This is a genomic window from Pseudomonas sp. TE3911, from assembly GCF_054062775.1.
This window is the reverse complement of the sequence record NZ_JBSSFP010000001.1, coordinates 2,370,902-2,392,588: the sequence shown is the minus strand read 5'-3', so window position 1 is coordinate 2,392,588 and position 21,687 is coordinate 2,370,902. Positions and strand designations below refer to the sequence as shown.

16 protein-coding genes are annotated in these 21,687 nt (G+C 61.3%); 8 read left to right on the top strand and 8 right to left on the bottom strand.

Annotation, left to right across the window (positions count from 1 at the left end; genetic code table 11):
- The first annotated feature begins 11 nt into the window (after positions 1–11).
- Positions 12–1,352: an ABC transporter substrate-binding protein gene (locus ACVWXD_RS10840; protein WP_181643924.1), complete on the top strand. Its 1,341-nt coding sequence runs from the start codon at positions 12–14 to the stop codon at positions 1,350–1,352.
- A 3-nt stretch (positions 1,353–1,355) separates the two neighbouring features.
- Here the strand turns inward: ACVWXD_RS10840 and ACVWXD_RS10835 are convergent, their stop codons facing one another.
- The 6 genes from ACVWXD_RS10835 to ACVWXD_RS10810 form a co-directional block, all read right to left on the bottom strand.
- On the bottom strand, positions 1,356–2,981 hold the full coding sequence (locus ACVWXD_RS10835; RefSeq protein WP_260368130.1) for a dipeptide ABC transporter ATP-binding protein: 1,626 nt from the start codon (positions 2,979–2,981) through the stop codon (positions 1,356–1,358).
- Positions 2,978–3,862: an ABC transporter permease gene (locus ACVWXD_RS10830; protein WP_032891314.1), complete on the bottom strand. Its 885-nt coding sequence runs from the start codon at positions 3,860–3,862 to the stop codon at positions 2,978–2,980. The genes ACVWXD_RS10835 and ACVWXD_RS10830 overlap by 4 nt, the downstream gene beginning before the upstream one ends.
- A 3-nt stretch (positions 3,863–3,865) precedes the next feature.
- Positions 3,866–4,816: an ABC transporter permease gene (locus tag ACVWXD_RS10825; protein WP_181643922.1), complete on the bottom strand. Its 951-nt coding sequence runs from the start codon at positions 4,814–4,816 to the stop codon at positions 3,866–3,868.
- Positions 4,813–6,426, bottom strand: coding sequence for an ABC transporter substrate-binding protein (locus tag ACVWXD_RS10820; RefSeq protein WP_260368135.1), 1,614 nt, complete (start codon positions 6,424–6,426; stop codon positions 4,813–4,815). Before ACVWXD_RS10820 ends, ACVWXD_RS10825 begins: the two co-directional genes overlap by 4 nt.
- Positions 6,427–6,470: 44 nt before the next feature.
- Positions 6,471–8,903, bottom strand: coding sequence for a TonB-dependent receptor plug domain-containing protein (locus ACVWXD_RS10815; RefSeq protein ID WP_095184868.1), 2,433 nt, complete (start codon positions 8,901–8,903; stop codon positions 6,471–6,473).
- A 223-nt stretch (positions 8,904–9,126) separates the two neighbouring features.
- Entirely contained in the window at positions 9,127–9,543 is a 417-nt protein-coding gene (locus ACVWXD_RS10810) for a VOC family protein (RefSeq protein ID WP_260368131.1), read from the bottom strand.
- 196 nt (positions 9,544–9,739) lie between these two features.
- Between ACVWXD_RS10810 and feaR the strand changes: the two genes are divergently transcribed.
- The 7 genes from feaR to ACVWXD_RS10775 all read left to right on the top strand — a co-directional run bounded on the left by feaR (position 9,740) and on the right by ACVWXD_RS10775 (position 18,394).
- Complete coding sequence (gene feaR / locus ACVWXD_RS10805; protein ID WP_095184867.1) at positions 9,740–10,681, top strand: transcriptional regulator FeaR; 942 nt, start codon at positions 9,740–9,742, stop codon at positions 10,679–10,681.
- Between the two features lie 130 nt (positions 10,682–10,811).
- A complete protein-coding gene (locus tag ACVWXD_RS10800) occupies positions 10,812–12,926 on the top strand; it encodes a PQQ-dependent dehydrogenase, methanol/ethanol family (protein ID WP_122753230.1) in 2,115 nt (704 codons plus the stop codon).
- An 87-nt stretch (positions 12,927–13,013) separates the two neighbouring features.
- Positions 13,014–13,868 carry a transporter gene (locus ACVWXD_RS10795; protein WP_095184865.1) on the top strand — a complete coding sequence of 285 codons (855 nt, stop codon included), beginning with the start codon at positions 13,014–13,016 and terminating at the stop codon, positions 13,866–13,868.
- Between the two features lie 132 nt (positions 13,869–14,000).
- Positions 14,001–15,263: a serine hydrolase domain-containing protein gene (locus tag ACVWXD_RS10790; RefSeq protein WP_032891333.1), complete on the top strand. Its 1,263-nt coding sequence runs from the start codon at positions 14,001–14,003 to the stop codon at positions 15,261–15,263.
- 117 nt (positions 15,264–15,380) lie between these two features.
- Positions 15,381–16,718 carry an alginate export family protein gene (locus ACVWXD_RS10785; protein ID WP_032891335.1) on the top strand — a complete coding sequence of 446 codons (1,338 nt, stop codon included), beginning with the start codon at positions 15,381–15,383 and terminating at the stop codon, positions 16,716–16,718.
- Between the two features lie 39 nt (positions 16,719–16,757).
- Positions 16,758–17,861 carry a polyamine ABC transporter substrate-binding protein gene (locus tag ACVWXD_RS10780; protein ID WP_122753234.1) on the top strand — a complete coding sequence of 368 codons (1,104 nt, stop codon included), beginning with the start codon at positions 16,758–16,760 and terminating at the stop codon, positions 17,859–17,861.
- Positions 17,862–17,905: 44 nt separating this feature from the next.
- The gene (locus ACVWXD_RS10775; RefSeq protein ID WP_032891339.1) at positions 17,906–18,394 is read left to right on the top strand and encodes a DUF3237 domain-containing protein; all 489 of its coding nucleotides are present in this window, start codon (positions 17,906–17,908) and stop codon (positions 18,392–18,394) included.
- A 726-nt stretch (positions 18,395–19,120) separates the two neighbouring features.
- Here ACVWXD_RS10775 and ACVWXD_RS10770 read toward each other — a convergent pair.
- Together ACVWXD_RS10770 and ACVWXD_RS10765 are read right to left on the bottom strand one after the other, a co-directional pair.
- The gene (locus ACVWXD_RS10770; protein ID WP_032891341.1) at positions 19,121–19,732 is read right to left on the bottom strand and encodes a TetR/AcrR family transcriptional regulator; all 612 of its coding nucleotides are present in this window, start codon (positions 19,730–19,732) and stop codon (positions 19,121–19,123) included.
- 95 nt (positions 19,733–19,827) lie between these two features.
- The gene (locus ACVWXD_RS10765) at positions 19,828–21,570 is read right to left on the bottom strand and encodes a sigma-54-dependent Fis family transcriptional regulator (RefSeq protein WP_032891343.1); all 1,743 of its coding nucleotides are present in this window, start codon (positions 21,568–21,570) and stop codon (positions 19,828–19,830) included.
- Between the last annotated feature and the right edge of the window lie 117 nt (positions 21,571–21,687).

Genomic DNA, 21,687 nt, shown 5'->3' with positions numbered 1-21,687 from the left:
AAACCACACCCATGCACAACGTCTTGCAACGCACAGTCATCGCCAGCCTGCTGGCACTCGGCGCCTTGGGCGGGCCATTGTCGACCATCGCCCAGGCCGCCAACGATCAACAGTTCATCCCGCTGGCCACCTACCGAGTTGGCGCCTATGCCTCCAGCGGTATTCCGTGGTGGGCCGGGGAAATTGATTACTTTCGCTATATCAACGAAGTCGAAGGCGGGGTGAACGGCGTGAAGCTGGTCTGGCAGGAATGCGAGACCGAGTGGAAGACCGACCGCATCATCGAATGCTACGAACGCTACAAAGGCGGCCTTGACGGTGCGCCCACCGGGTTCTTCTTTACCCATAGCACCCCGGCCTCCTATGCGCTGATGGACCGTGCTGCCGTCGATCACATCCCCTTGATCGATGGCGCCGGCGGGCGTACCGAATCCACTGATGGCCGCGTGTTCCCTTACGCGTTTCCGTTGTTGCTCAACTACTACGGCCAGGCCTCGGTGGGCATCAATTATATTGCCCAGCGCGAAGGTGGGCTGGACAAGCTCAAGGGCAAGAAGATCGTCACTGTCTATCACGACTCTGCCTACGGTCGCGAAACCCAGGCGGCCATGCAGTTGCTGGCACAAAAGTACGGTTTCGAGAACATCCAGATTCCCGTAGCAGACCCAGGTAACGAGCAGTCCACTCAATGGCGGCAAGTGCGCCAGATCAACCCGGACTGGGTATTCCTGCGCACTTGGGGCGTTTCGACACCGGTGGCGATCAAGACCGCCGTGCGTTTTGGCGTTCCCGTGGACCGTCTGATCGGTGATGTGTGGGCAGGCTCTGAAGCCGACGTGATTCCCGCCGGCACCGCCGCCAAAGGCTACCAGGCGCTGGCGCCGTTCCCCGGTGGCGACGGTTTCGAAATTCATAAAAAGCTCAAGCAGTTCATCCTCGATCCCGGCAAGAGCAACCTCAAGGACGCCAGCTACTTCGGCAAGGTCTACTACAACATCGGCCTGATCAACGCCGCGATTGCTGTCGAAGCGCTGCGCACCGGTCAGGCCAAGTTCGGCAACCGCGCGCTGAACGGTGAGGAAACTCGCTGGGCGTTCGAGCACCTGAATATCGATGCGGCACGCCTCAAGGCCATGGGCTTCGACGGGCTGTTGGCGCCGTTGACATTGTCCTGCGCGGACCACGAAGGCGGCGGTTCGGCCCGAGTGCAGCAATGGGATGGGCAAAAGTGGGTGCTGGTGACCGACTGGCTGCAAGCCGACCGCGCCACTTTGCGTCCTTTGATCGAAGCCAAGTCCGCCGCGTATGCCCAGGAAAAGGGCATCGTGGCGCGTGATTGTTCGGCGCAGTAAACCTCAGGCGGCGCTTGCCGCGACTTGCCGGCCAGGGATGGCCGCAATCAGTTCGCGGGTGTACTCGGTGGCCGGCTGGTTAAAGATTTGCGCCACCGAGCCTTGTTCAACCACGCGACCATTGCGCAGCACCAGCACCTCATGGGCGAAGTTGGCCACCACTGACAAGTCGTGGGACACCAGCACATACGCAATGCCCATCTCCCGTTGCAGCTCTTGCAGCAGGTCAAGAATGCGTGCCTGCACCGACACGTCCAGGGCGCTGACCGGTTCATCCAGCAACAACAGGTCGGGCTTCAACGCCAGGGCGCGGGCGATGGCGACGCGTTGGCACTGGCCGCCGGACAGTTCACGGGGCAGACGGTCCAGAAAGCTCACCGGCAGGTGCACGCGGCTGATCAGCTCCCGCGCCGCCTGTTCCAGGGCGGCACCCTTGAGCAAGCCAAACGACACCAGCGGCTCCACGATGCTGTCGAACACGGTGAAGCGTGGGTCCAGCGCAGCGAAGGGATTCTGCTGCACCAGTTGCAGGCGTTGGCGCAACGGGCGGAAGTCGCGCCAGCTGAGGTCTGTAACGTCCTGTTGTTCGAACCAGACCCGGCCCTGGCTCGGCTTCTCCAGGCCGAGGGCGATGCGCAGCGCGGTGCTCTTGCCCGAACCGGACTCGCCGACGATGGCCAGGGTCTGGCCGGGGTACACCTCAAGGTTAAGACCTTCCAGGGCCATGAAGGTCGAGGCTTCGCCCTTGACCTTGGGTAGGGCAAACGTCTTGCCGACGTTGTGCAGGCTGAGGATCGGCTCGCGCCCCAGGTCGAGATTGATCAACGGTTCGCGACGCTTGGTGAAGGCGGGCGCGGCGGCAATCAGTGCGCGGGTGTAGTCGTGGCGGGGGCGGCCCAGGATCTGCTGTGGCGGGCCTTGTTCGACCACCTCGCCGTGCTGCATCACCAGAATGCGGTCGGCGCGGTCGGTGGCTACGCCGAGGTCATGGGTGATGATCAACAGCGAAATGCCGCGCTCCCTGACCAGCCGTTGCAGGTGATCGAGGATCTTGCGCTGCACGGTGACGTCGAGCGCGCTGGTGGGTTCGTCGGCAATGATCAGGCGCGGATTACCGGCCAGGGCGATGGCGATCAGCACGCGCTGGCGCATGCCGCCGGAGAGTTCATGGGGATATTGGCGGGCGCGCAGCACCGGTTTGTCGATCCCCACCTGTTGCAGCAACTCGACAATATCCGCATCGACGCCGGGGTAGCGCTTGCCCTTGGCCAGGATCAACGCCTCGGCGATCTGTTGGCCGATGCGCAGGGTAGGGTTGAGGCTGACCATCGGGTCCTGTGGCACCAGGCCAATGGTGCGGCCGCGCAGGTTGCGTTTCTGGCGTTCGCTGGCGTGGGTCAAGTTATGGCCATCCACCCACAGTTGACCGGCGCTGATTTGCGCGTTGTCTGGCAGCAGGCCAAGGATGGCGTTGGCCAGGGTGGATTTGCCCGAGCCGGACTCGCCGACAATCGCCACGGTTTCGCCTTGGGCGAGGGAAAACGACAGCGAACGCACCGCTGGATTGACCTGGCCGCTGGAGCGGTAATCGACACTGAGTTGGCGTACATCGACCAAAAACGGGCTCATCGCTGGATCTCCTCGAAGGTGCGGGCGATATGGTTGAGGCTGAACACCACGGCCACCAGGAACAGGCCGGGCAGCAACGACACCCAAGGTGCGGTGATCAGAAAGTGCCGGCCGTTGGCGATCAAGGTGCCCCATTCCGCCGCCGGTGGTGCGGCGCCGAAACCGAGAAAACTCAAGCCTGCGGTGGCGAGGATGGCTGCGCCGAAGTCCAACGTTGCCAGTACCGCTACCGGGCCCCAGGCGTTGGGCAGAATGTGCCGCAACAACGTGCGGCCCCAACTGGCACCGCCCAGCCGTGCGGCTTCGACATAGGGCAGGGTTTTCACCCGCAGTACTTCGGCGCGGGTGGTACGGGCAAAGCCAGGAATAATGCCGATGCCCACCGCGATGGCCACCGGTACGGTGCCGAAACCGATGGCCGTGACGATCGCCAGGGCCAGCAGCAGTCCAGGCAGAGCCAGCAGTACATCGACCACGCGCATGATCACCGCATCGATACGGCCACCGGCAAACCCGGACAAAATGCCCAGCCCGAGTCCGCCTACCAGCGCGATCCCCACCGCCAGCGAGGCCGCCAGCACCGACAGGCGCGCGCCGTAGACCACGCGGGTAAACAGGTCACGGCCCAGTTCATCGGTGCCGAACCAATGGGTCAAGTTGGGCGCCGTGAGTTTGGCGAGCGGCGCGGTGGCGTAGGGGTCGAAGCTGCTCAGCAGGTGCGGCGCCAGGGCGGCGACCAGCGAGAACACCACCACTGCCACGGCCAGGCTGAACCCCGGCCGGCGCAGCAAGGGCAGCAGGGTGGACGTGGCGCGTTGCAAGTGGCTGCGGCGGTGCCAGAGGGTTTCGCTGCGCACGCGTTTCTGGGTGAGCGTCGTCATGGTCTAGGACACCTTTGGCGTGTGGGAAATGCGCGGGTCGAGCCAGGGGTACAGCAAGTCCACCAGCAGGTTCACGAGGACGAAGGCTGCCGCCGACACTGCAACGATGGCCAACACCACCGGAATGTCCTGGCGCATTACGGCTTCCTGGGCCAGGCGGCCGATGCCGGAACGGGCGAAGATGGTTTCCACCAGCACCGCGCCGGACACGGTATTGCCCACCTGTAGGCCGATCAGGGTGAGGATGGGCAGCGCGGCATTCCTGAACCCATGGCGTGCCTGCACCTGGGCCCGGCTCAGGCCCTTGGCGTAGGCGGTGACGATATAGGCCTCTTTCCACACGCCCTGGAAGCTGCGTTGCAGCACTTGGGCGTACACCGCGGCACTTGGGATCGCCAGGGTGATCGCCGGCAACACCAAGCTTTCGAAGCCACGGGTGCCGGTCGCGGGAAACCAACCCAGGCCAAACGCAAACACCTGGATCAGCAACAAACCCATCCAGAACACCGGCACCGAAAAGCCCAGGGACGGCAAGCGCGCCAGTGCTTTTTTCAGGGGTTGCCAACGGATATACGCGGTGAGGTACGCCAAGCCAATGCCGCCGAGCAGCGACAGCACAATCGCCAGCCCCGCCAGGGACAGCGTCTGTGGCAGGCGCTCGGCGAGCAACTCGGCCACCGGGCGGTTGAGTGACAATGACTGCCCAAAGTCACCGCGCAGCGCGCCCAGCAGCAGGTCGATGTATTGCTCAAACAGACCTTTATCCAATCCGTAATAGGCCCGCGCCTTGGCCAGGTCTTCCACCGACAGCGCGTCGGCTTCCATGCCGGACGCACTGAGCATGATCGACAAGGTGTCGCCGGGCAGCAGATAGAGGATGAAGTAGGTGATGCTGTAGGCCCCCCAAAGCACCAGCAGCGCCTGGCCGACCCGGCCAATCAGGTAACGACTCATGGCGCGGCGACCTCGATATCACCCAGCAGCGCAAAACCTTCGGCGGTCCAGCGGAAGTTTTTCACCTTGGCCGACGTTGCGGCCTGCCACACGCGCTCATACACCGGGAACGCCGAGCCTTCATCCACCAGCAGGTCTTGCAGGTTGCCGTAGGCCGCTGCGCGTTGTTGGCTTTGGGTGGCGGTGATGCCTGCATCGAACAGGCCTTTGGCAGCGTTCAGCACCGTCGGTTCGTAGAGGTTGGTGGCCAGGGTCGAGCTGTTGGCGGTGCGTGGGTCGAGGATGGTTTGCAGGATGATCGGGTCGGCGCGGGTCATGTAGGTGCTGGTCAGGTCATAGTTGCCGGCCGAGTTGTTGGCGACCCATTCGGCACGGGTGACCACGTTGAGTTTGACCTCGATACCGACCTTGCGCAGTTGGTCCTGGAGCAGCACGTCACCGGCGGTTTCGGATGGGGTGATGTTGTAGCTCAGGCTCAGGCGCTTGCCGTTTTTCTGGCGGTAGCCGTCCGCGCCCTTGGCCCAGCCGGCCTGGTCCAGCAGCTGCCCCGCGCCTGCCGGGTCGTAGGCCAACTTGGCACCCTGGCTCTTGAAATAAGGCGTAGTGACGTCGTAGATGCCGTCCACCACCGGAAATTCGGCGTTGTAGACGGTGCTGGCGTAGCTCTTGCGGTCGATGGCCTTTTGCAGGGCAAGGCGGACTTGCTTGTCGCTCAGTGCACGCCCATCACGGGTGTTGGGATACAGGTTCAGGGCCGGCCCCGGCAGCGAACGGCTCTGGATGGTGGCGCCCTTGGACTGGAACAGCTTCAGGTCCACCTCGGAGAACGGGTTGCGCGGCCACAGGATGTCGGCCTTGCCTTGCAGGAACAGGCCGTTGCGCACGCTTTCCTCGGGGATGTAGCTGATGTCCACCGCATCCAGGTGCGCTTCGCCCTGGTTCTTCATATTCGCCGAAGCCCAGGCGTAACCCTTGCGCTTGGTCAGGTGCGCGCCGACTTCCGGGGTGTAGCTGGCCAGCACGAACGGCCCGGTGCCGATGATCTTGCCCAACGAGCGCTCTTTGGCGCTGAGTGTGTAAGAGGCCGGCGCGAGGATCGACAGGTTGGTGGTGGACGTGGCTTGCAGGAAGCCGGCGTTGGGCTTGGCCAGTACCAGTTTGACGGTCAGGTCATCCACCACTTCGGCGTGGTCGAACCCCGCCAGGTAGGTGGCGCCAAAGGTGGCCGGCAACTCGGTGGCTAACGCCTTGTTGCTGTCGAAGGCGGTTTTGACCGCCACCGCATTGAAGCGCTCGCCGTTGCTGAAGGTGACGTTGTCGCGCAAGTGGAAGGTATAGGTGAGCGCGTCGTCACTGACTTCCCAGCTTTTGGCCAGCCAGGGAATGATCTTGCCGGTCTCCGGGTCTTGATCGGTAAGGGACTCGGCGACATTGCGCAGCAGCACGCGGTGTTCCAGCCAATAGACCTGGAACGGGTCGACGCTGACCAGGGTGGTGTTGTCGCCAAAAAAGGCGATGTTCAGGGTCTTGCCGGCCTGGGCGTCACTGCCCGAAGGCGAGCAGGCGGCCAGGCTAATCGCCAGGGCGCACGGGGCCAATAGACGGCTCATCAAGTTGGAGGTGTTCAATGGGATGCCCTCGTATGGCGATTGGCTTAGAAGTCGTAGGCCAGCTTGGTGTACCAGTAGCCGCCGCCGGGGTAGAACGGCGGGTTGCCGTAGGGCGCCAGGCCCAGGTTGCTGTAGACGGCGTGCCGGTCTGGGCGCACGTCGAAGATGTTGGTGCCGCCGATGCTCACGGTGATCTGGTCGACGAAGGTGTAGCTGACGTCGAGGTCGGTGATCCATTTGGCGCCGAAGCTGCGGTCGCCCGTGGGGTTGACCGCCAAGGTCTTGACCGCGCCGTAGCGGCTGGTTTGCAGGTTCACTGCCAGGTCCTCGACCTTCCAGTTGGCGCCCAGGATCCATTTGGTCTTGGGCGAGGCTTCGGTCAGGTCGCCTTCGCGGTCGCGGCCTACCAGGGTGACGCCGGAGTTGGCCAGCGCACTCGGGGTATCGCGGTTGCCTTCGATAGTGGTTTTGTTCCAGTTGAAACCCAGGCTCCAGCGCACATCACCCCAGGCATCCAGCGGCGTGGTGTGGTCGGCGACCACGTCCAGGCCACGGGTGCGGGTATCGAAAGCGTTGGTGTAGTAGTTGACCCAAGTGCCGGAGGGCACGCCTTGGGCGGTGAGGATGCCGTTGATCACGCCATTGCCTTGGTCGTAGATGTTGCTGGTCAAGGCGATACGGTCGTCGATGTCGATCAGGTACGCGTCAGCGGTGATGCTGGTGCGCGGTGCCGGTTGCCAGGTCAAGCCCAGCCCGAGGTTGCGTGATTTCTCCGGCTTGAGGTCATCGCCACCCAAGGCTTTGGCCAGGTTGCTGCCCGACGGGGTCAGGCGGGTGACGGCAGGCACCACGTTGCCGTTCACGTCTACGGCGACTCGGTTGTCGGCCACGGTGTAGCCGATCTGGGTCAGGGATGGCGCACGGAAACCGGTGCCGACGGTGCCGCGCACGGCCACGCTGTCGGTGAGTTCGTAGCGCGAGTTCACTTTCAGGCCGAAGGTGTTGCCTGAGTCGTCGTCGTAATGTTCGACACGCCCGGCGACGTCGAGAAACCAGCGCTCGGTCAGGTCAAAGCCTAAATCCAGGTAGCCGGCGTAGTTGTTGCGGATCAGGCTGACTTCATCTTCCGGGCGAATCGTCACCGCCGCCTGAGCGCCCGATGCCGCCGGGTAGGTCCCGGTGATATAGGCCTCGGGGTCGCCGGCGAACGTGCTGAAGTGTTCCCAGCGATGTTCCAGGCCGGCCGACACCTGCACCGGCGAAGTCAGGTTAAACAAACTGTCGTAGCGGCGAGTGAAGTCCAGGTTGTTGACCCACTGCTCAAAGCGGAAGGTGGCCAGGTTGTCGAATTTGGTCGGTGAGGCGGTGCCCAGGGACGGGTTGATGTTGAGGTCGCTGGAGTGGTGGACATTGTTGCGCCCGTAGGTGGTGCTCAGGTCCCAGTTCCACTCGGCCGCTTGGCCCTTGCCGCCGAACAGTAGCTGGTAGTCGCGGTCCTTGATGTTGTTCAAGGGGTAGTAACCGTCCGGGAACACCTCGGGCACGGCGGCGCGGCCGGTGGGCAGGCGGAAGTAGTTGGCCGCCTCGGCATCACGCTCGCCGTAGGTGGAGAACGAGTAGAGGGTCAGGTCTTCCAGGGGTAGTTCGGCGTTGTAGGCGAGGTTGAAGGCCTTGAGGTCCGGGTCGCCGTTCTTGATTGCCACACGGTCCCAGGCGGCTTCCTTGGCCGGATCGTTGAAGGCCCTCACGCTGCCGTCGGCCTTGTCGTTCCAGGAGGCTTCGCCGCGTTTGCGTGCATCGGCGGAGAGGTGGAAAAAGCCGCCGTCGCCCAGCTTGAAACCCTGGTCGCCGGCCACCTTGATAGTTTCGCCCTGGCCGGAGAATAACTGGCCGTAACTGGTTTCCAGGTGCCCGCCGCTGTTGCCGGTCTTGAGGATGATGTTGATCACCCCGGCCACCGCATCGGAACCGTACTGGGCGGCAGCGCTGTCTTTGAGCACTTCAATATGGTCCACCGAGCTGACCGGGATCAGGTCGATATCCACCGCATTCGCGCCGCTGTTGTCGATGGACCCGCGCTGACCGGTGGCGCCGTTGTGGCGCCGTTTGCCGTTGACCAGCACCAGCGTGTAGGCCGGGCCGAGACTGCGGTTACTCAGTGGGCGAGTCACCGAGTTGTAGCCGGCGATATTGGTGCCGAAGTTGAACGACGGCAGCAATTTGGCAATCGCTTCGGACAATTCGGCGCGACCGGTCTTGAGCAGTTGCTCGCTGTTGATCACATCGATCGGCGCCGGGCTGTCGGCCACGGTACGCTCCTGGCCACGCAGGCCGGTGGAGATCACGGTGACGGTGCCGAGTTGGGCGTCTTCCGTCGCGGCTTCGGCGAAGGAGGGCGCAGTGGCGAGCAGCAGGGAACTGGTCAGCAGTGACAGGTGAAAGTTCTTGAGGGGCAGCGGGGAGGTGAGGTCTGGCATGTCGAGATCGGTCCATTTAGCCTGATAGCAGGCTCCTGGTGGTCGGGGGTACGTCCTCCGCCAGGTATGGGGTCGGTCTGTGAAGTGAAGATATTCCTATAAAAAACCCGAGGGAAAGTCTTTTTTGGAATAAGCTAATTATTAGATATTGTCATTATGTGGTTTTTTAAGATCATCTATTTTTATGATGTTGTGTCACGGGGGCGGCGGGGCCGAGCCTGCATCAAGGCTGCACAGCCGGGCCCTTCAACTCGATTTGATTACCGTCCGGGTCATTGAAATAGAGCGACCAGCCTGAGCCCTCTGCGCCATAGCGCATCTCGGCTTTTTCAGCGGATATTCCCGCGTCAGCCAAGTGGCCGAGAATGGCCTGCTCATCGAACGGCTCGACCCGCAGGCAAACGTGATCGACGTTGTGCCCTTGCTTGCCCGCCGGCTTCCCGCCTTGGCGTCCGATGGAGCCATTCACGTCCACCAAGTCGATCATGGATGCCCCAGCGCTCAGGTGAATCAGGCCCAGGTCTTCCCGGCGCTTTTTGACCTCACATCCCAGCACCGAGGTATAGAAAGCCAGGCTGCGCTCGATGTCCTGCACCCGCAGAACCACATGGTCGAGGCGTTGAATTGAAAAATTGCGCATAACCACCACTCCTGTTTGAGCCTTGATTTTAGTACCCGGGCAGTGTGTGTGACGGGTGATTTGAGGTCAAAAGCAATAGCGCGACGGTCTTGAAACGGCCGGTTGCTCACGCGCATCAAGCCCAGCCCGCTTGCACCCGGAAAAAATAGATAATATGTTAACGGTATAACTATAAATAACCTGTGGGAGCGAGGATATGCCTGCCTTGTTGAGCACTCGTGAGGCGTTCGCCAACTGGAACCGCGACTTGCGTGCGGTGTGCGGTAATTTCAGCACAGCCCTGTCCGAACAGCACACGCTGTTTATCGGCAGCGTCCACGCTCAGGATGTGTGCGGCCTGGAGTTGGCCCATATCCGCACCAATGCAGGATTGATCAGCCGCCATCGCACCTCGGGTGACGGCGATGACGATCGTCACTGTTTTCTCATTCTTCAGAGCAGCGGCCACCAGCGCATCCGCGGGCAAAATCAGGTGATTGAATTAGGGCCTGAAGACATCGCCCTGGTGGACTCGGCCCAGGCCTTCGACATAGAGCCGCGAGGGCTGGTGCAGAATATCTCGATTCACCTGTCACGCCAGGAAGTCAGCCATCAGCTTGGCCAGCAACCGCTGTTTGGCAAGCTCGCGCGCAACAGTGTCGCCACTCACATGATTCGCGCTCTGGTGCGTTCGTTGGGTGACGTTGCGTTGAGCGGTGACTCCGGCGGCAGGAGCGATGGGCCCGCGCTGGAACATGCATTAATCCGGTTGGCTGTCGCTGGCTTGGATGAACGCACCGACGGGCAGCCCGCCTTTGCCTGCGTGGGTCATGATGATCTGTATGGCTTGGCCACCCGCCTGGTTGAGTCTTCCCTGCAAGAGGCTGAGTTGGGCCCTGACTATCTGGCGCGGCAGTTGAACGTCTCTGTCCGCCAGCTCTATCGGTTGTTCGAGCAGCGCCACGAAAGCATCTCTCGCTACATTCAGCAGCGCCGCCTGGAGCGGGTGGCCCAGGATCTGCGCTGCCAGGATCTGCGCCATGAATCCATCACTCAGATCGCCTTTAAATGGGGTTTTGTCGACGCCGCGCATTTCAGCCGCGCGTTCAAGCGTCATTTTCAGCACGCCCCTCGGGATTTTCGCCAGCACGCTACGTAAGTGCGCGCCTGGCAGAGAATGCCAAGCGCTTTGGCAGCGTCAGTCAAGTCGCGCAGCGCGCCAAGTCCTCTAATAAGCTTGCCTGGGCTGGGGGTGACACCGAGCCGCTTATCGCAGGAGAAAAATAATAATGAGATTACGCAGCCTGTTGCCAGGCATTCCCTTACTGATGGCTACGTTCTGCTCTGTTGTGTGGGCGGGCCCGGCGCAGGTCGATGGCCAGCGAATCATCGCGGCCGACCAGGAGCCCGGCAATTGGATGAGCCACGGTCGCACCTATGACGAGCAGCGTTACAGCCCACTGGACAGCGTCAATGCCGGCAACGTCGCACAGCTGGGCTTGGCGTGGACGACCAAGCTGGATATCGACAGCGGCACCGAGGCCACGCCGCTGGTGGTCGATGGTGTGATGTACACCACCGGCGCCTTCAGCATCGTGTATGCCATCAATGCCGCCACCGGTGAGTTGCTGTGGAAATACGACCCGAAAGTGCCCGCCGAAAACCTTAGCCAGGGGTGTTGTGGGCCGGTCAACCGGGGCGTTGCGGTGTGGCAGGGCAAAGTCTATGTGGGCAGTTTCGATGGACGCTTGATCGCCCTGGATGCGGCTAATGGTCAGCCGGTGTGGAGCGTCGATACCATTATCGATCGCACAAAAAGCTATTCGATTACCGGCGCGCCCCGCATCGTCAAGGGCAAGGTGCTGATCGGCAATGGCGGCGCCGAGTTCGGCGTGCGCGGTTACGTTACGGCCTACGATGCCGACACCGGTAAACAGGTGTGGCGCTTCTATACGGTGCCGGGTGACCCCAAGCTGCCAGCGGAAAACCCCGCCATGGCCAAGGCCATGAAAACCTGGGATGGCGACGGCTGGGTGAAGTGGGGCGGTGGCGGCACGGTCTGGGACTCCATGGCCTACGATCCGCAGCTTGATCTTCTCTATGTGGGCACCGGCAATGGCTCACCCTGGAACTACCAGTTCCGCACCAATGGCAAAGGTGACAACCTGTACGTGTCGTCGATTCTGGCACTGCGCCCAGACACCGGCGAATACGTGTGGCACTACCAGATCACGCCGCAGGACCAGTGGGATTTCACGGCGACCCAACACATGATCCTGGCCGATATCAAGATCGACGGCAGCCTGCGCAAAGTGATCATGCAGGCGCCGAAGAACGGGTTTTTCTATGTCCTCGATCGCACCAACGGGCAATTGCTCTCGGCGAAGAATTTCGTCCCGGTCAACTGGGCCAGCGGTATCGACCTGAAAACCGGGCGTCCGATCCTCACCGGCGCGGCCGACTATTCCAAGGAGCCGAAAGTGGTGCAGCCGAGCTTCCTCGGCGGGCACAATTGGCACCCGATGTCGTTCAGCCCCAAGACCGGTTACGTCTACATCCCGGCCCAATACACCCTGGCCGAACTGAAAGCGGCCAAGGCGCCGATGTTCTTATCGAACAAGTCCGTGGTGAACTTCGGCCTGGATGTGCCGGACCTGCCTGAGGACCCGAAAATCCTGAATAAAATCCGCGACGCCTGGAGCGGCGAACTGATCGCCTGGGACCCGGTAAAACAGAAAGCCGCCTGGAAGCAACCGTACATCAGCGCCGGCAACGGCGGCACGTTGGCCACGGCGGGTAACCTGGTGTTCCAGGGCACCGCCGATGGGCGCGTCGTCGCCTACCGCGCCGACACCGGCAAGCCGCTATGGGAGCATCGAGCCAATTCAGGAGTAATGGCCGGGCCCGTCACCTACACCGTCAATGGCGAGCAATATGTGGCGTTCTCTGTGGGGTGGGGAGGCATCATTCCTTTGCTGACCGGCCCATTGACCAACAAAGGCAAGGTGCGAGCAGAGTCGCGGGTGATCGCCTTCAAACTGGGTGCGCACGGGGAACTGCCTGCGCCGAAAGCTGCACCCGTCATGCCGACGACCCATCAGGCACTCACTGCAACCCCCGAGCAACTGACCCAGGCGCGCGGGCTGTTCAATGGATTGTGTGCCGGTTGCCATGGCCTCAATGCTATCAGCGGCGGTGTGGTGCCAGACCTGCGGTACCTGGATGACAACAAGCACGCGGCGTTTCCCGCCTTTCTCAGCGGGGCGCTGATCAATGGAGGGATGCCGAATTTTTCCGACATCCTTCAGCGCGAAGACATGGAATTGATCCGTCAATACCTCGTCAAGCGGACCCAGGATCTGCAAGCCGATCTCAAGGCTGGCGGACACACCACCGCGCACTGATTCCAATCCGTTTCACCTAAGCCTGGCGACTCCCCACGGAGTCGTCATGGCGAAGCTCTGCCTCCAATAAAAATAACGGGACCCGCCATGAAAATACTTAGCACTCTGACGTTCAGCGCATTGTTTGCCAGTCTGGCGCCCTTGGCCCAGGCCGATGTCAAACCCGACCCCGGCGACTACACCGCGCTGCCCCAAGGCACCGATGTGGTGGTGCTGTACCAGCAGAATCCGCGAGGGGACAAGGTGTATTCCGGCGGCAAGAAAGTCGCCGACAACCTCGACCTCGACCTGACTGTCGGCGTGTTGCGATTGATCCACTTCACCGAGTTCTTCAACACAGGCTTGACCTGGGATCCACAGATTGTGATCCCCTTCGGTTATCAGAAGATCGGCGCCACCGACAGCAAAAACTCTGGGCTGGGGGATATCACCTTCGGTGGAACGGTATGGACCATCGCAGACCTTGCCAGAAATGAACACCTGGGCTGGTCGGTGTTCGTCACGGCACCCACCGGCAGCGATAAAAACCAGGGTTTTGCGTTGAGCGATAACCGCTGGGCCTTGGACTTTCAAGTCGGCTACATCAAGGGACTCACCGATAAAATCACCTGGGACGTGATCGCCGAAACGGAGTTCTACGACAAGCAGCGCGCCACCGACGCCGAAAAAGCGCCGCTATTCCAGTTGCACAACCATTTACGCTACAACTTCACCCCGGACACTTACGCCGCGATTTCGTATCGACATAACTGGGGCGCGCGCCAGACGCTTGACCATGAAACCCTCGCCACCAGCCGCAGTAACGGCACGCTCGGTTTCACTGTCGCCACGATGCTGGGCAAGCAAGTGCAGGTGATGGGGCAGCTCATGCATGACACCTCGGTGCGCGAGGGCGTGAAGATCGATAATTCGCTGCAGTTTCGCGTGGCGTACTTCTACTGACGGCAAGGTGATCGGCGGCCCCTGGCCTGTAAAGCTTTTGATCGGTTAAATCTTTTATTGACTAAAGAATATTTGCCGGTTAATTATTGCTTCGCATCTGCTCGCATGCAGAGTCATTTCCAGGGTTACACCATGGGTCAGAAAATCACGCCATCATTGGCCAGCCTGTATGTCCAGACTGACGAGGCGTTGTCCAAGCCTCGCCTCGCACCTTTACTCATGCAGGGCTTCCCGTCAGAGCCCGCACGCCGCGTTACGTGGGACAACTGGATGCGTTCGCCCTTCAGTCAATGGGGGTTTCGCAACCTCGCACGACTGCGTCCCACCATCGACGTGCAGGCGGGCGCAGCACCTGCCAGCCCGCTCAAGGTTGCCCCGACAGCCTTGGATTCGCTGTATTTCAACAGCGAATGCGGGCTGAGCATCAGCGTTATCGATCACCTTGTGGCCAGCCAGACCGACGGGTTCCTGGTGATGCAGGGCGATACAGTGTTGTTCGAGCGTTACTTCAACGGACAGCGCGCCGGTGATCGACACATCATGTTTTCGGTGACCAAGTCGTTGATTGGGACGTTGGGTGAGCAACTGGTCACCGAGGGCGTGCTCAGACCTGAGTTGCTCGCTGCGTATTACGTCCCCGAGTTGGCCGGCAGTGCGTTTGGCGATGCCACGGTGCGCCAGTTGTTCGACATGGCGGTGGGCATCGACTACAGCGAGGTCTACGACGATCCCAACTCAGAGAGTTCGCAGTACGGTTATGCCTGCGGCTTTCAACCGGCTCCGGCGGCTTACGCGCAATTCGCATCCCTGTACCAGTACTTGCCATCCCTCAAGAAACGCGGCAGCCATGGCGGATTTTTCCATTATGTGACCGCGACCACCGAAGCCTTGGCATGGGTTATGGAACGTGCGTCGGGCAAGGCTTGCAGTCAGATGCTGGAGACGATCTGGGAGCGCCTGGGTTGCGACCGTGACGGCTACTTCATGGCCGACGCCTGGGGACGCAATGTGGCGGGCGCAGGCTTCAGCGCCACCTTGAGGGACATGGCGCGTTTCGGTCGGCTGCTGGCCAACAATGGACGCCACGAAGGGCTTGAACTGCTGTCCCCTGCGACCGTCGCCCGGATCGCCGCCGGTTCCGATCCGGCGATCTACGCGCAAAATGACGAGTTTTCCAGCTGGACGCCGGGTGCGTCCTATCGCAGCCAGTGGTACGTGTTCAACGATCACAGCCAGGCACTGATGGCCGGCGGAATTCACGGCCAGTACCTGTTCATCGACAAGCCGTCCGGCGTGGTGATCGTCAAGCAATCGTCTCTGACGGAAGCGGTCGGCCCGTTCGATGCCGACAGCGTGCGGATGCTGCGTGCCATTGCGGCCCACCTGAATCCCTGACACACGCCCAACAATAAGAGTCTTGCGTTCTATTCACCTGGCCCAGGCCAGGTGTTGGCGGCGCGCTGCGTCGCCATTGACTGCCCTGTAACAACAATAATTCCACAGGAGCTTCTTATGGTTTTCACCAAGCGTTTCTCACGAGCGCTCTTAGCGGTCGGCTTACCCCTGACCACCCACGTCGCGTTGGCGGGCTACACCTTTGAGGACGGCAATCTCAAGGGCGAAGTCAACTTCACGGCGGGTGGTGGGACGCTGTTTACCCGTGGCGTTAACTTTGGCAGTGGCCAGGTTGATGCACGCAGCGGTAAAAACGGCGGCGCGAACATCAACTGGCAAGAGCTCTACATCAAGCCCGGCGTCAAACTTGACTACGCGCTGCAGCCCGATTTCAGCCTGCTGGCGGGCGGCTCCCTGGTGGCTGCCAGCACGTTCGGCGATGGCGATGCGGGCGGCTTCACCCGCAGCTCCGACGGTAAAGCCGCGTTTGAAGAGCTCTACGCTGGTTTTCGGGCCGGCGAGTGGACCTTCACCGCAGGCCGCCAGAACTACATGATCGGCACCGGGTTCATCGTCATGGACGGCAACCTCGACCAGTACAAGGACGCCGCCTACTGGCTGGGCCCTCGAACCGCGTTCAAGGATTCGGCGGTCCTGGCCTGGAACCATGGCGCACTCAAATCCCAGGCATTCACCTTGCGCACCGACGACGATTTGGGCGACTTCCGCATGACTGGCGTCAACCTCGATTACAACGTCGATGACCAGGTGACCCTGGGGGCGATGGCCATGAAGGTCCATGCCCTGGGCCCCAGAGGCAGCACATTCCCGCGTCTTCGTGACGGGATGCAGGTCTACAACATCAGGGCGCTCAACGCCAAGGTGCCCGGTGTGCAGGCACTGACGCTGAACGCCGAATACGCCATTGAGCGCGGCAGCGGCGAGGGTGCCGACTACGATGCCAACGCTTGGTATGGCCAGGCCGACTATGCCTTCAGCACGCTGCCGCTGACACCGATCATCGGCTACCGCTACGCGAGTTTTTCCGGTGACGACAACCTCACCGACAACCGCCAGAAAGCCTGGGACCCGCTGAGCAAAGGCTTTGTCGACTGGAGCACGTGGCTTATCGGCGACGTGGTCGGTAACTACCTGCTGTTCAACAGCAACGAAAAGGTCCAGCAGTTCTCGCTCAAGACCCACCTCAGCGACACCGTGACCCTCGGCACGATTCACTATCAGTTCTGGCTGGACGAGAAGAACTACATGGGCGCGGCGGTCAGTGACCGGCGTTTTGCCGATGAGAGCGTGGTTTTCCTCGACTGGACGCCCACGCCGTCGTTCTATACATCGCTGTCCTACAACTGGGTCAAGCCACTGGCCGCTGCCAAGCAAGTCTTTGGCGATGACCAGAGGTTCAGCGCGCTGGAATTGTATTTCACCTATCGCTACTAAGTGCCGCGAGCCATCGTGGCCGCGCTGGAGTGTTTAATCATGAACAGGTTTTTGCGTCACACCTTGCTGGGCACTGTCGCCTCCCTTCTGATCAGTGGCTTTTGCCTGGCGGAAGAACGGACCGTACGGATCTACAACTGGATCGAATACCTGCCGCCGGAAGTGCTCAAGAGCTTCCAGGAAGAAACCGGTATTCGCCCGATTTATGACGTGTTCGACAGCGCTGAAACCATGGAGTCCAAGCTGCTGACGGGCAACTCCGGGTACGACGTGGTCTTCCCCGGCACTGCCAACCTGGGGCACCTGATCACCGCCGGTGCCGTCCAGCCCCTGGACCGCAAGCAGTTGCCGAACTGGGAGCATCTGGACCCGCAGTTCATGCAGTCCCTGGAAGCGGTGGGTGACACTGGCAATCGCTACGCCGCACCTTACCTGTGGGGCACCACGCTGATCGGCTACAACGTCGACAAGGTGCGCAAGGCCCTGGGGCCCGACGTAAAGATTGACACCTGGGACATCATCTTCAAGGAAGAAAACCTCGCCAAACTCGCCACTTGCGGCGTGGGTTTCCTCGACGCAGGCAACGAAATCGTGCCCATCGCCTTGCACTACAAGGGCCTGGACCCCAACAGCCAGAAGCGCGAGGACTATGCGCAGGCCCAGGCGGCGATGATGAAAATCCGTCCCTACATCACCTATTTCAACTCATCGCGCTACGGCATGGACCTGGCCAACGGTGATATCTGCGTCGGCGTGGGCTGGTCCGGTGGTGTCGCGCTGGCCAAGCAATTGGCGGATGCCGCCGGCAAGGGCGTCAAGGTCGAGATGGCCTTGCCCAAGGAAGGCGCGCCGATGTGGTCGGACGTGATGATGATCCCGGCCAATGCCCCCGACGTGGCCGAGGCCCATGCGTTCATCAATTACATCCTGCGTCCGGAAGTGATTGCCCGCATCAGCAACAAGATCGGCTACCCCAACCCGAACAAGGACGCCACTGCACTGGTAGACGCCAATATCCGCGACAACCCCAACATGTATGTGCCGGAGCAAGTGCGTAAGACGTTGTTTGCCCTGGAGCCGATTCCGCCTGCGATCGAGCGAATCCGTACGCGCACCTGGACCAACATCAAGACCAACCGCTGATCCCCTGCGACCCGGTGCGTGCGCGCCGGGTTTGGAGTTGTGCCATGAGTGAGCATTTGGACTTGATGGACGTTGCGCCTAATTTGCAGCGCGTGCTGACGTTGCGCGTGGCCATAGGGCGTGGGGTGATGCTGGGCGACAGTGTTGACGGTTTGCGCTGCAACTACCCGATTGTGGGGGGGGATTTCGAGGGGGTAGGTATTCGCGGTCAGGTGCTGGCGGGCGGCGAGGATTTGTTTGTTCTGCGCCCGGATGGGCTGGGTCAACTGGACGCTCGCTATAGCCTCAGGACTGATCAGGGAGAGCTGATTAATCTGCGTAATCGGGGGGTTCTGAACATGACGGAGTATGGGCGTCAGTTGGAGCGTGAGGGGCAGTGGCCGATTCCCGAGACGGAGTATCGGTGTACCTGCACGCCGGTGTTTCAGGTGCCGAAGGGGCGGTTGGATTGGCTTGGGCGTGCGAGTTTTATTGGGTTGGTGCATTACCCCAGTGCTGATCAGGTGGTGGTTCGGTGTTATCGGTTTTACTGAGGGCGTTTGGTGCAGTGATGTGCGGGCTCTGTCCGGGGTACCGAGTTCGAGCGCGATGGCGGTTTGTCGGTGTACATATCCGTTATTGGGGTAACGGCGGCTATGGGTTCCGCTCTTACAGCGGGTCACTTTTTGAAGAGCGCAAAAAGTAACCAAAAACGCTTCGCCCCAACACTCGGCACCTCGCCTAGGCTCGGTGTGCCCTCACTCCGGCTTGAATCCGTGGGCCGCCGCGATGGGCCATCCATGGCCCAGCGCGGCTAACCCGGCGTCCTGCCGGGTTACCCACGGATTCAAGCCTGCGTTCGGCCAGCGTGTTTGATGGGGCGCCTGAGATCAAGATCAAAAGCGCAGATCAAAAGACCGCTGACTTCGTCAGCGAAGAGGATGTAAGGGCCGGATCAAAAGCAGGGCAAAAGCAGGGCAAAAGCAGGGCAAAAGCAGGGCAAAAGCAGACTGAGACCTATCTGTCTGATCTATGGAGATCAAACTGTGGGAGGGGGCTTGCTCCCGATGGCGGTGTGTCAGCCAACAGAGCTGTAACTGACCCACCGCCATCGGGAGCAAGCCCCCTCCCACACGGTTACCTGAGGACACGAGACAAAAATCCGGCCGGCTCTAAGGCCGTCGCGCACCCCAGCGCGGGACAATCCCGCTCACCACAGAGTGAGGCGTCAACCTGTAAGAATCGTGCAGATAACCATGCTCATGGGGGCAACCCCTCAGTCAGGCCTGCATGCCATAAAACACCAGCTCCGTAATACGCCTGACCTGCGTGGAGTGCGCTTCTATATCCGGGTGTTCCTGATTCACCAGTCTGAACAGTTGCAGGTGTGAGTAATCGTTCAGTAAAAACGCAGCCATTTCCACGTCCAGTTGCGGGCGTAGCTTGCCGGCCAGTTGCAGTTCGCGCAGCAGTTGGCTGATCTCAGCCCTGAGTGCGTCGTTCATCGCGCGATAGCCGGCGGGGAGTTCGTTGGTGCCGCCGAACAGGATCAGTGGCAGCAATTCCCGCCACAGGCTGGGGTGCATGACTTCCAGGGCGTAGCCGGTCAGCAGCCGTTCAAGGTGGCACAGCGCGTCAACCGGATCTTCGATTTCCTGGATCAGGCGGCGAGTGTCGGTGATCGCGCGTTGATCGGCGTGGTGCAGGATTTCCAGGATGATTTCCTGTTTGTTGCCGAAATACTTGAACACCGTGGGCGCCGATACGCCAGCCTGGCTGGCGATCTGTTCGATGGTGGTGTTCTGGAAACCCTGGCGCTCAAACAGTTCGATGGCCGCCTTGCTGATGGCTTGTCGGCGTTCGGCTTTCTGACGTTCACGCAGTCCGGTCACGGGTGCTCCTGGTCACGATTCAAAGGGGGCTCGGTACCCGTGCAAAATACTTAATTGGATAAAACATTTAAAGCACTCATTTTCAGGCAATCCCTTCAAGGCTGTTGCCGCTGGTGCTTCTTCAACCGATAGGCAAACTGAGCACGGCTAAGCCCCACGAGCCTGGCGGCGGCGGCGAGGTTGCCGGCGTTCTGTTGCAGCGCTTCGGTGATCAGGCGTGATTCAAGGCCCTCGATGGAAAACCCCTGGTCCAACTGCCCAAGGGTGTCCAGCAGTGCTGGTCGCTGCAAAGGTGCGGTGTTTGACAGGCTGCCATGGTCGTCCAGGCCGTACGGATCCGCCGGCAGTGGCTCGTTGCGAAACAGGTGCACCAAGTCGATGGCCTGGCCTTCGTCGCTGGCGATCAGGCCGCGTTCGATCAGGTTTTGCAGTTCGCGCACGTTCCCTGCGAAGTCGTAGCGCAGCAGGACTTTAAGGGCGCGCATGGTCAGGCCCACGGGTGTACGGGCGTACTCCTGGCAGAAGCGGGTGAGGAACGCGTTGATCAACAGCGGGATATCATCGCGGCGTTCACGCAACGGCGGCAGGGCGATGGGGTAGACATTCAGCCGGTAGAACAGGTCTTCGCGAAAGGTGCCGTCAGCCACCGCTTTGCGCAGATCGATATTGGTGGCGGCCACTACCCGCACATCCACCGTGATGCCGCGTATGCCTCCGACGCGTTCGATCTCGCGCTCCTGCAATGCCCGCAGCAGTTTGCTTTGCCCGGCCAGGCTGAGGCTGGTGATTTCATCCAGAAACAACGTGCCGCCCTGGGCCCGTTCAAAACGCCCGGGCCGTGAGTGGGTGGCGCCGGTGTACGCGCCGCGTTCAACCCCGAAGAGTTCAGCCTCGATCAGGTTGTCCGGGATGGCCGCGCAATTGAGCGCCACGAACGGGCTGTCGTGGCGACGGCTGAGTTGATGTAACTGGCGCGCAAACATTTCCTTGCCCACGCCGGACTCCCCGCTGATCAGCACGGTGGCGGGCGTCTGCGCGACGCGTTGCAGGGCCTGCATTGCTGCGTTGAACGCGGCACTGGCGCCCACCAAAGGTCGGGGTGCGCTGGTGCTGGCAAGGCGGTCTACCGGGCTGTGGCGCGCACAGGCGTCGGCGGTGTGGGTGACGGTCGAGGACACGTTCAGGTAGCGCAAGTCCTGCTCAACATCACCCCATTGTTCAGCGGTCTTACCGATCACCCGGCAACTGCTGTGGCCCATGCCTCGGCACTCTACTTCGCGAAAGATCACCAGTTGCCCGAACAGGCCACTGACAAAACCGATGGCGTAGCCGGTCTCCGTCCAGCACACAGGGTCCTGGCCGATGCCGTAGGCGCCCACATGCTCATCGGCCTCGCAGGAGTGGTGCCAGAGAAACTCGCCTTCATAAAAGCCCGAGTCGGCGTCGAACTTGAAATGCAGCGGCTCGACCTTGGTCATGCCTTCCAGGGTGTGCAGGTGCGTCCCGGCACGAAACACCGCAGCGGCATCAGCGTTTGGCCAGCGCTCGCGGATCAGCCGGGCATCCCGCGCTCCGGAGGCATAGCCGGTACGGGTGAACAGACCGCGCGCCTGCTCCAGCCCCAGACGCTCGATGACTTCCCTGCGCAGGGCGCCGAACGAGGAACTGTGCAGCAGCAGCATGCGTTGGTCGTTGAGCCAGATCCTCCCGTCTTCGGGAGAAAAAAACAGGCAGTCGGTCAGTTCCGCAGGCGTCGGCGAGCTGCTGTCGCTGAGGTGGCGACTGTCGCCGCGCGGATGATAGGGCGCGGTGGCTGGCGCGCTGTGGGGGTTAGTCATTGTTATGCCCCTGCAAAGCGAATGAACGATATGAGTAACTGCTCAGATAGTTACTAAACATAACCTTATCAATTGAACAAGTGCCAGGCCCCTGGTTTTTGCGGCCGATGGGCGAGT

Excerpts from the sequence above, each read along its gene's own strand:
- ACVWXD_RS10840 (WP_181643924.1), top strand. The coding sequence starts at position 12 with ATGCACAACGTCTTGCAACGCACAGTCATCGCCAGCCTGCTGGCACTC.
- ACVWXD_RS10835 (WP_260368130.1), bottom strand. The coding sequence starts at position 2,981 with ATGAGCCCGTTTTTGGTCGATGTACGCCAACTCAGTGTCGATTACCGC.
- ACVWXD_RS10830 (WP_032891314.1), bottom strand. The coding sequence starts at position 3,862 with ATGACGACGCTCACCCAGAAACGCGTGCGCAGCGAAACCCTCTGGCAC.
- ACVWXD_RS10825 (WP_181643922.1), bottom strand. The coding sequence starts at position 4,816 with ATGAGTCGTTACCTGATTGGCCGGGTCGGCCAGGCGCTGCTGGTGCTT.
- ACVWXD_RS10820 (WP_260368135.1), bottom strand. The coding sequence starts at position 6,426 with ATGAGCCGTCTATTGGCCCCGTGCGCCCTGGCGATTAGCCTGGCCGCC.
- ACVWXD_RS10815 (WP_095184868.1), bottom strand. The coding sequence starts at position 8,903 with ATGCCAGACCTCACCTCCCCGCTGCCCCTCAAGAACTTTCACCTGTCA.
- ACVWXD_RS10810 (WP_260368131.1), bottom strand. The coding sequence starts at position 9,543 with ATGCGCAATTTTTCAATTCAACGCCTCGACCATGTGGTTCTGCGGGTG.
- feaR (WP_095184867.1), top strand. The coding sequence starts at position 9,740 with ATGCCTGCCTTGTTGAGCACTCGTGAGGCGTTCGCCAACTGGAACCGC.
- ACVWXD_RS10800 (WP_122753230.1), top strand. The coding sequence starts at position 10,812 with ATGAGATTACGCAGCCTGTTGCCAGGCATTCCCTTACTGATGGCTACG.
- ACVWXD_RS10795 (WP_095184865.1), top strand. The coding sequence starts at position 13,014 with ATGAAAATACTTAGCACTCTGACGTTCAGCGCATTGTTTGCCAGTCTG.
- ACVWXD_RS10790 (WP_032891333.1), top strand. The coding sequence starts at position 14,001 with ATGGGTCAGAAAATCACGCCATCATTGGCCAGCCTGTATGTCCAGACT.
- ACVWXD_RS10785 (WP_032891335.1), top strand. The coding sequence starts at position 15,381 with ATGGTTTTCACCAAGCGTTTCTCACGAGCGCTCTTAGCGGTCGGCTTA.
- ACVWXD_RS10780 (WP_122753234.1), top strand. The coding sequence starts at position 16,758 with ATGAACAGGTTTTTGCGTCACACCTTGCTGGGCACTGTCGCCTCCCTT.
- ACVWXD_RS10775 (WP_032891339.1), top strand. The coding sequence starts at position 17,906 with ATGAGTGAGCATTTGGACTTGATGGACGTTGCGCCTAATTTGCAGCGC.
- ACVWXD_RS10765 (WP_032891343.1), bottom strand. The coding sequence starts at position 21,570 with ATGACTAACCCCCACAGCGCGCCAGCCACCGCGCCCTATCATCCGCGC.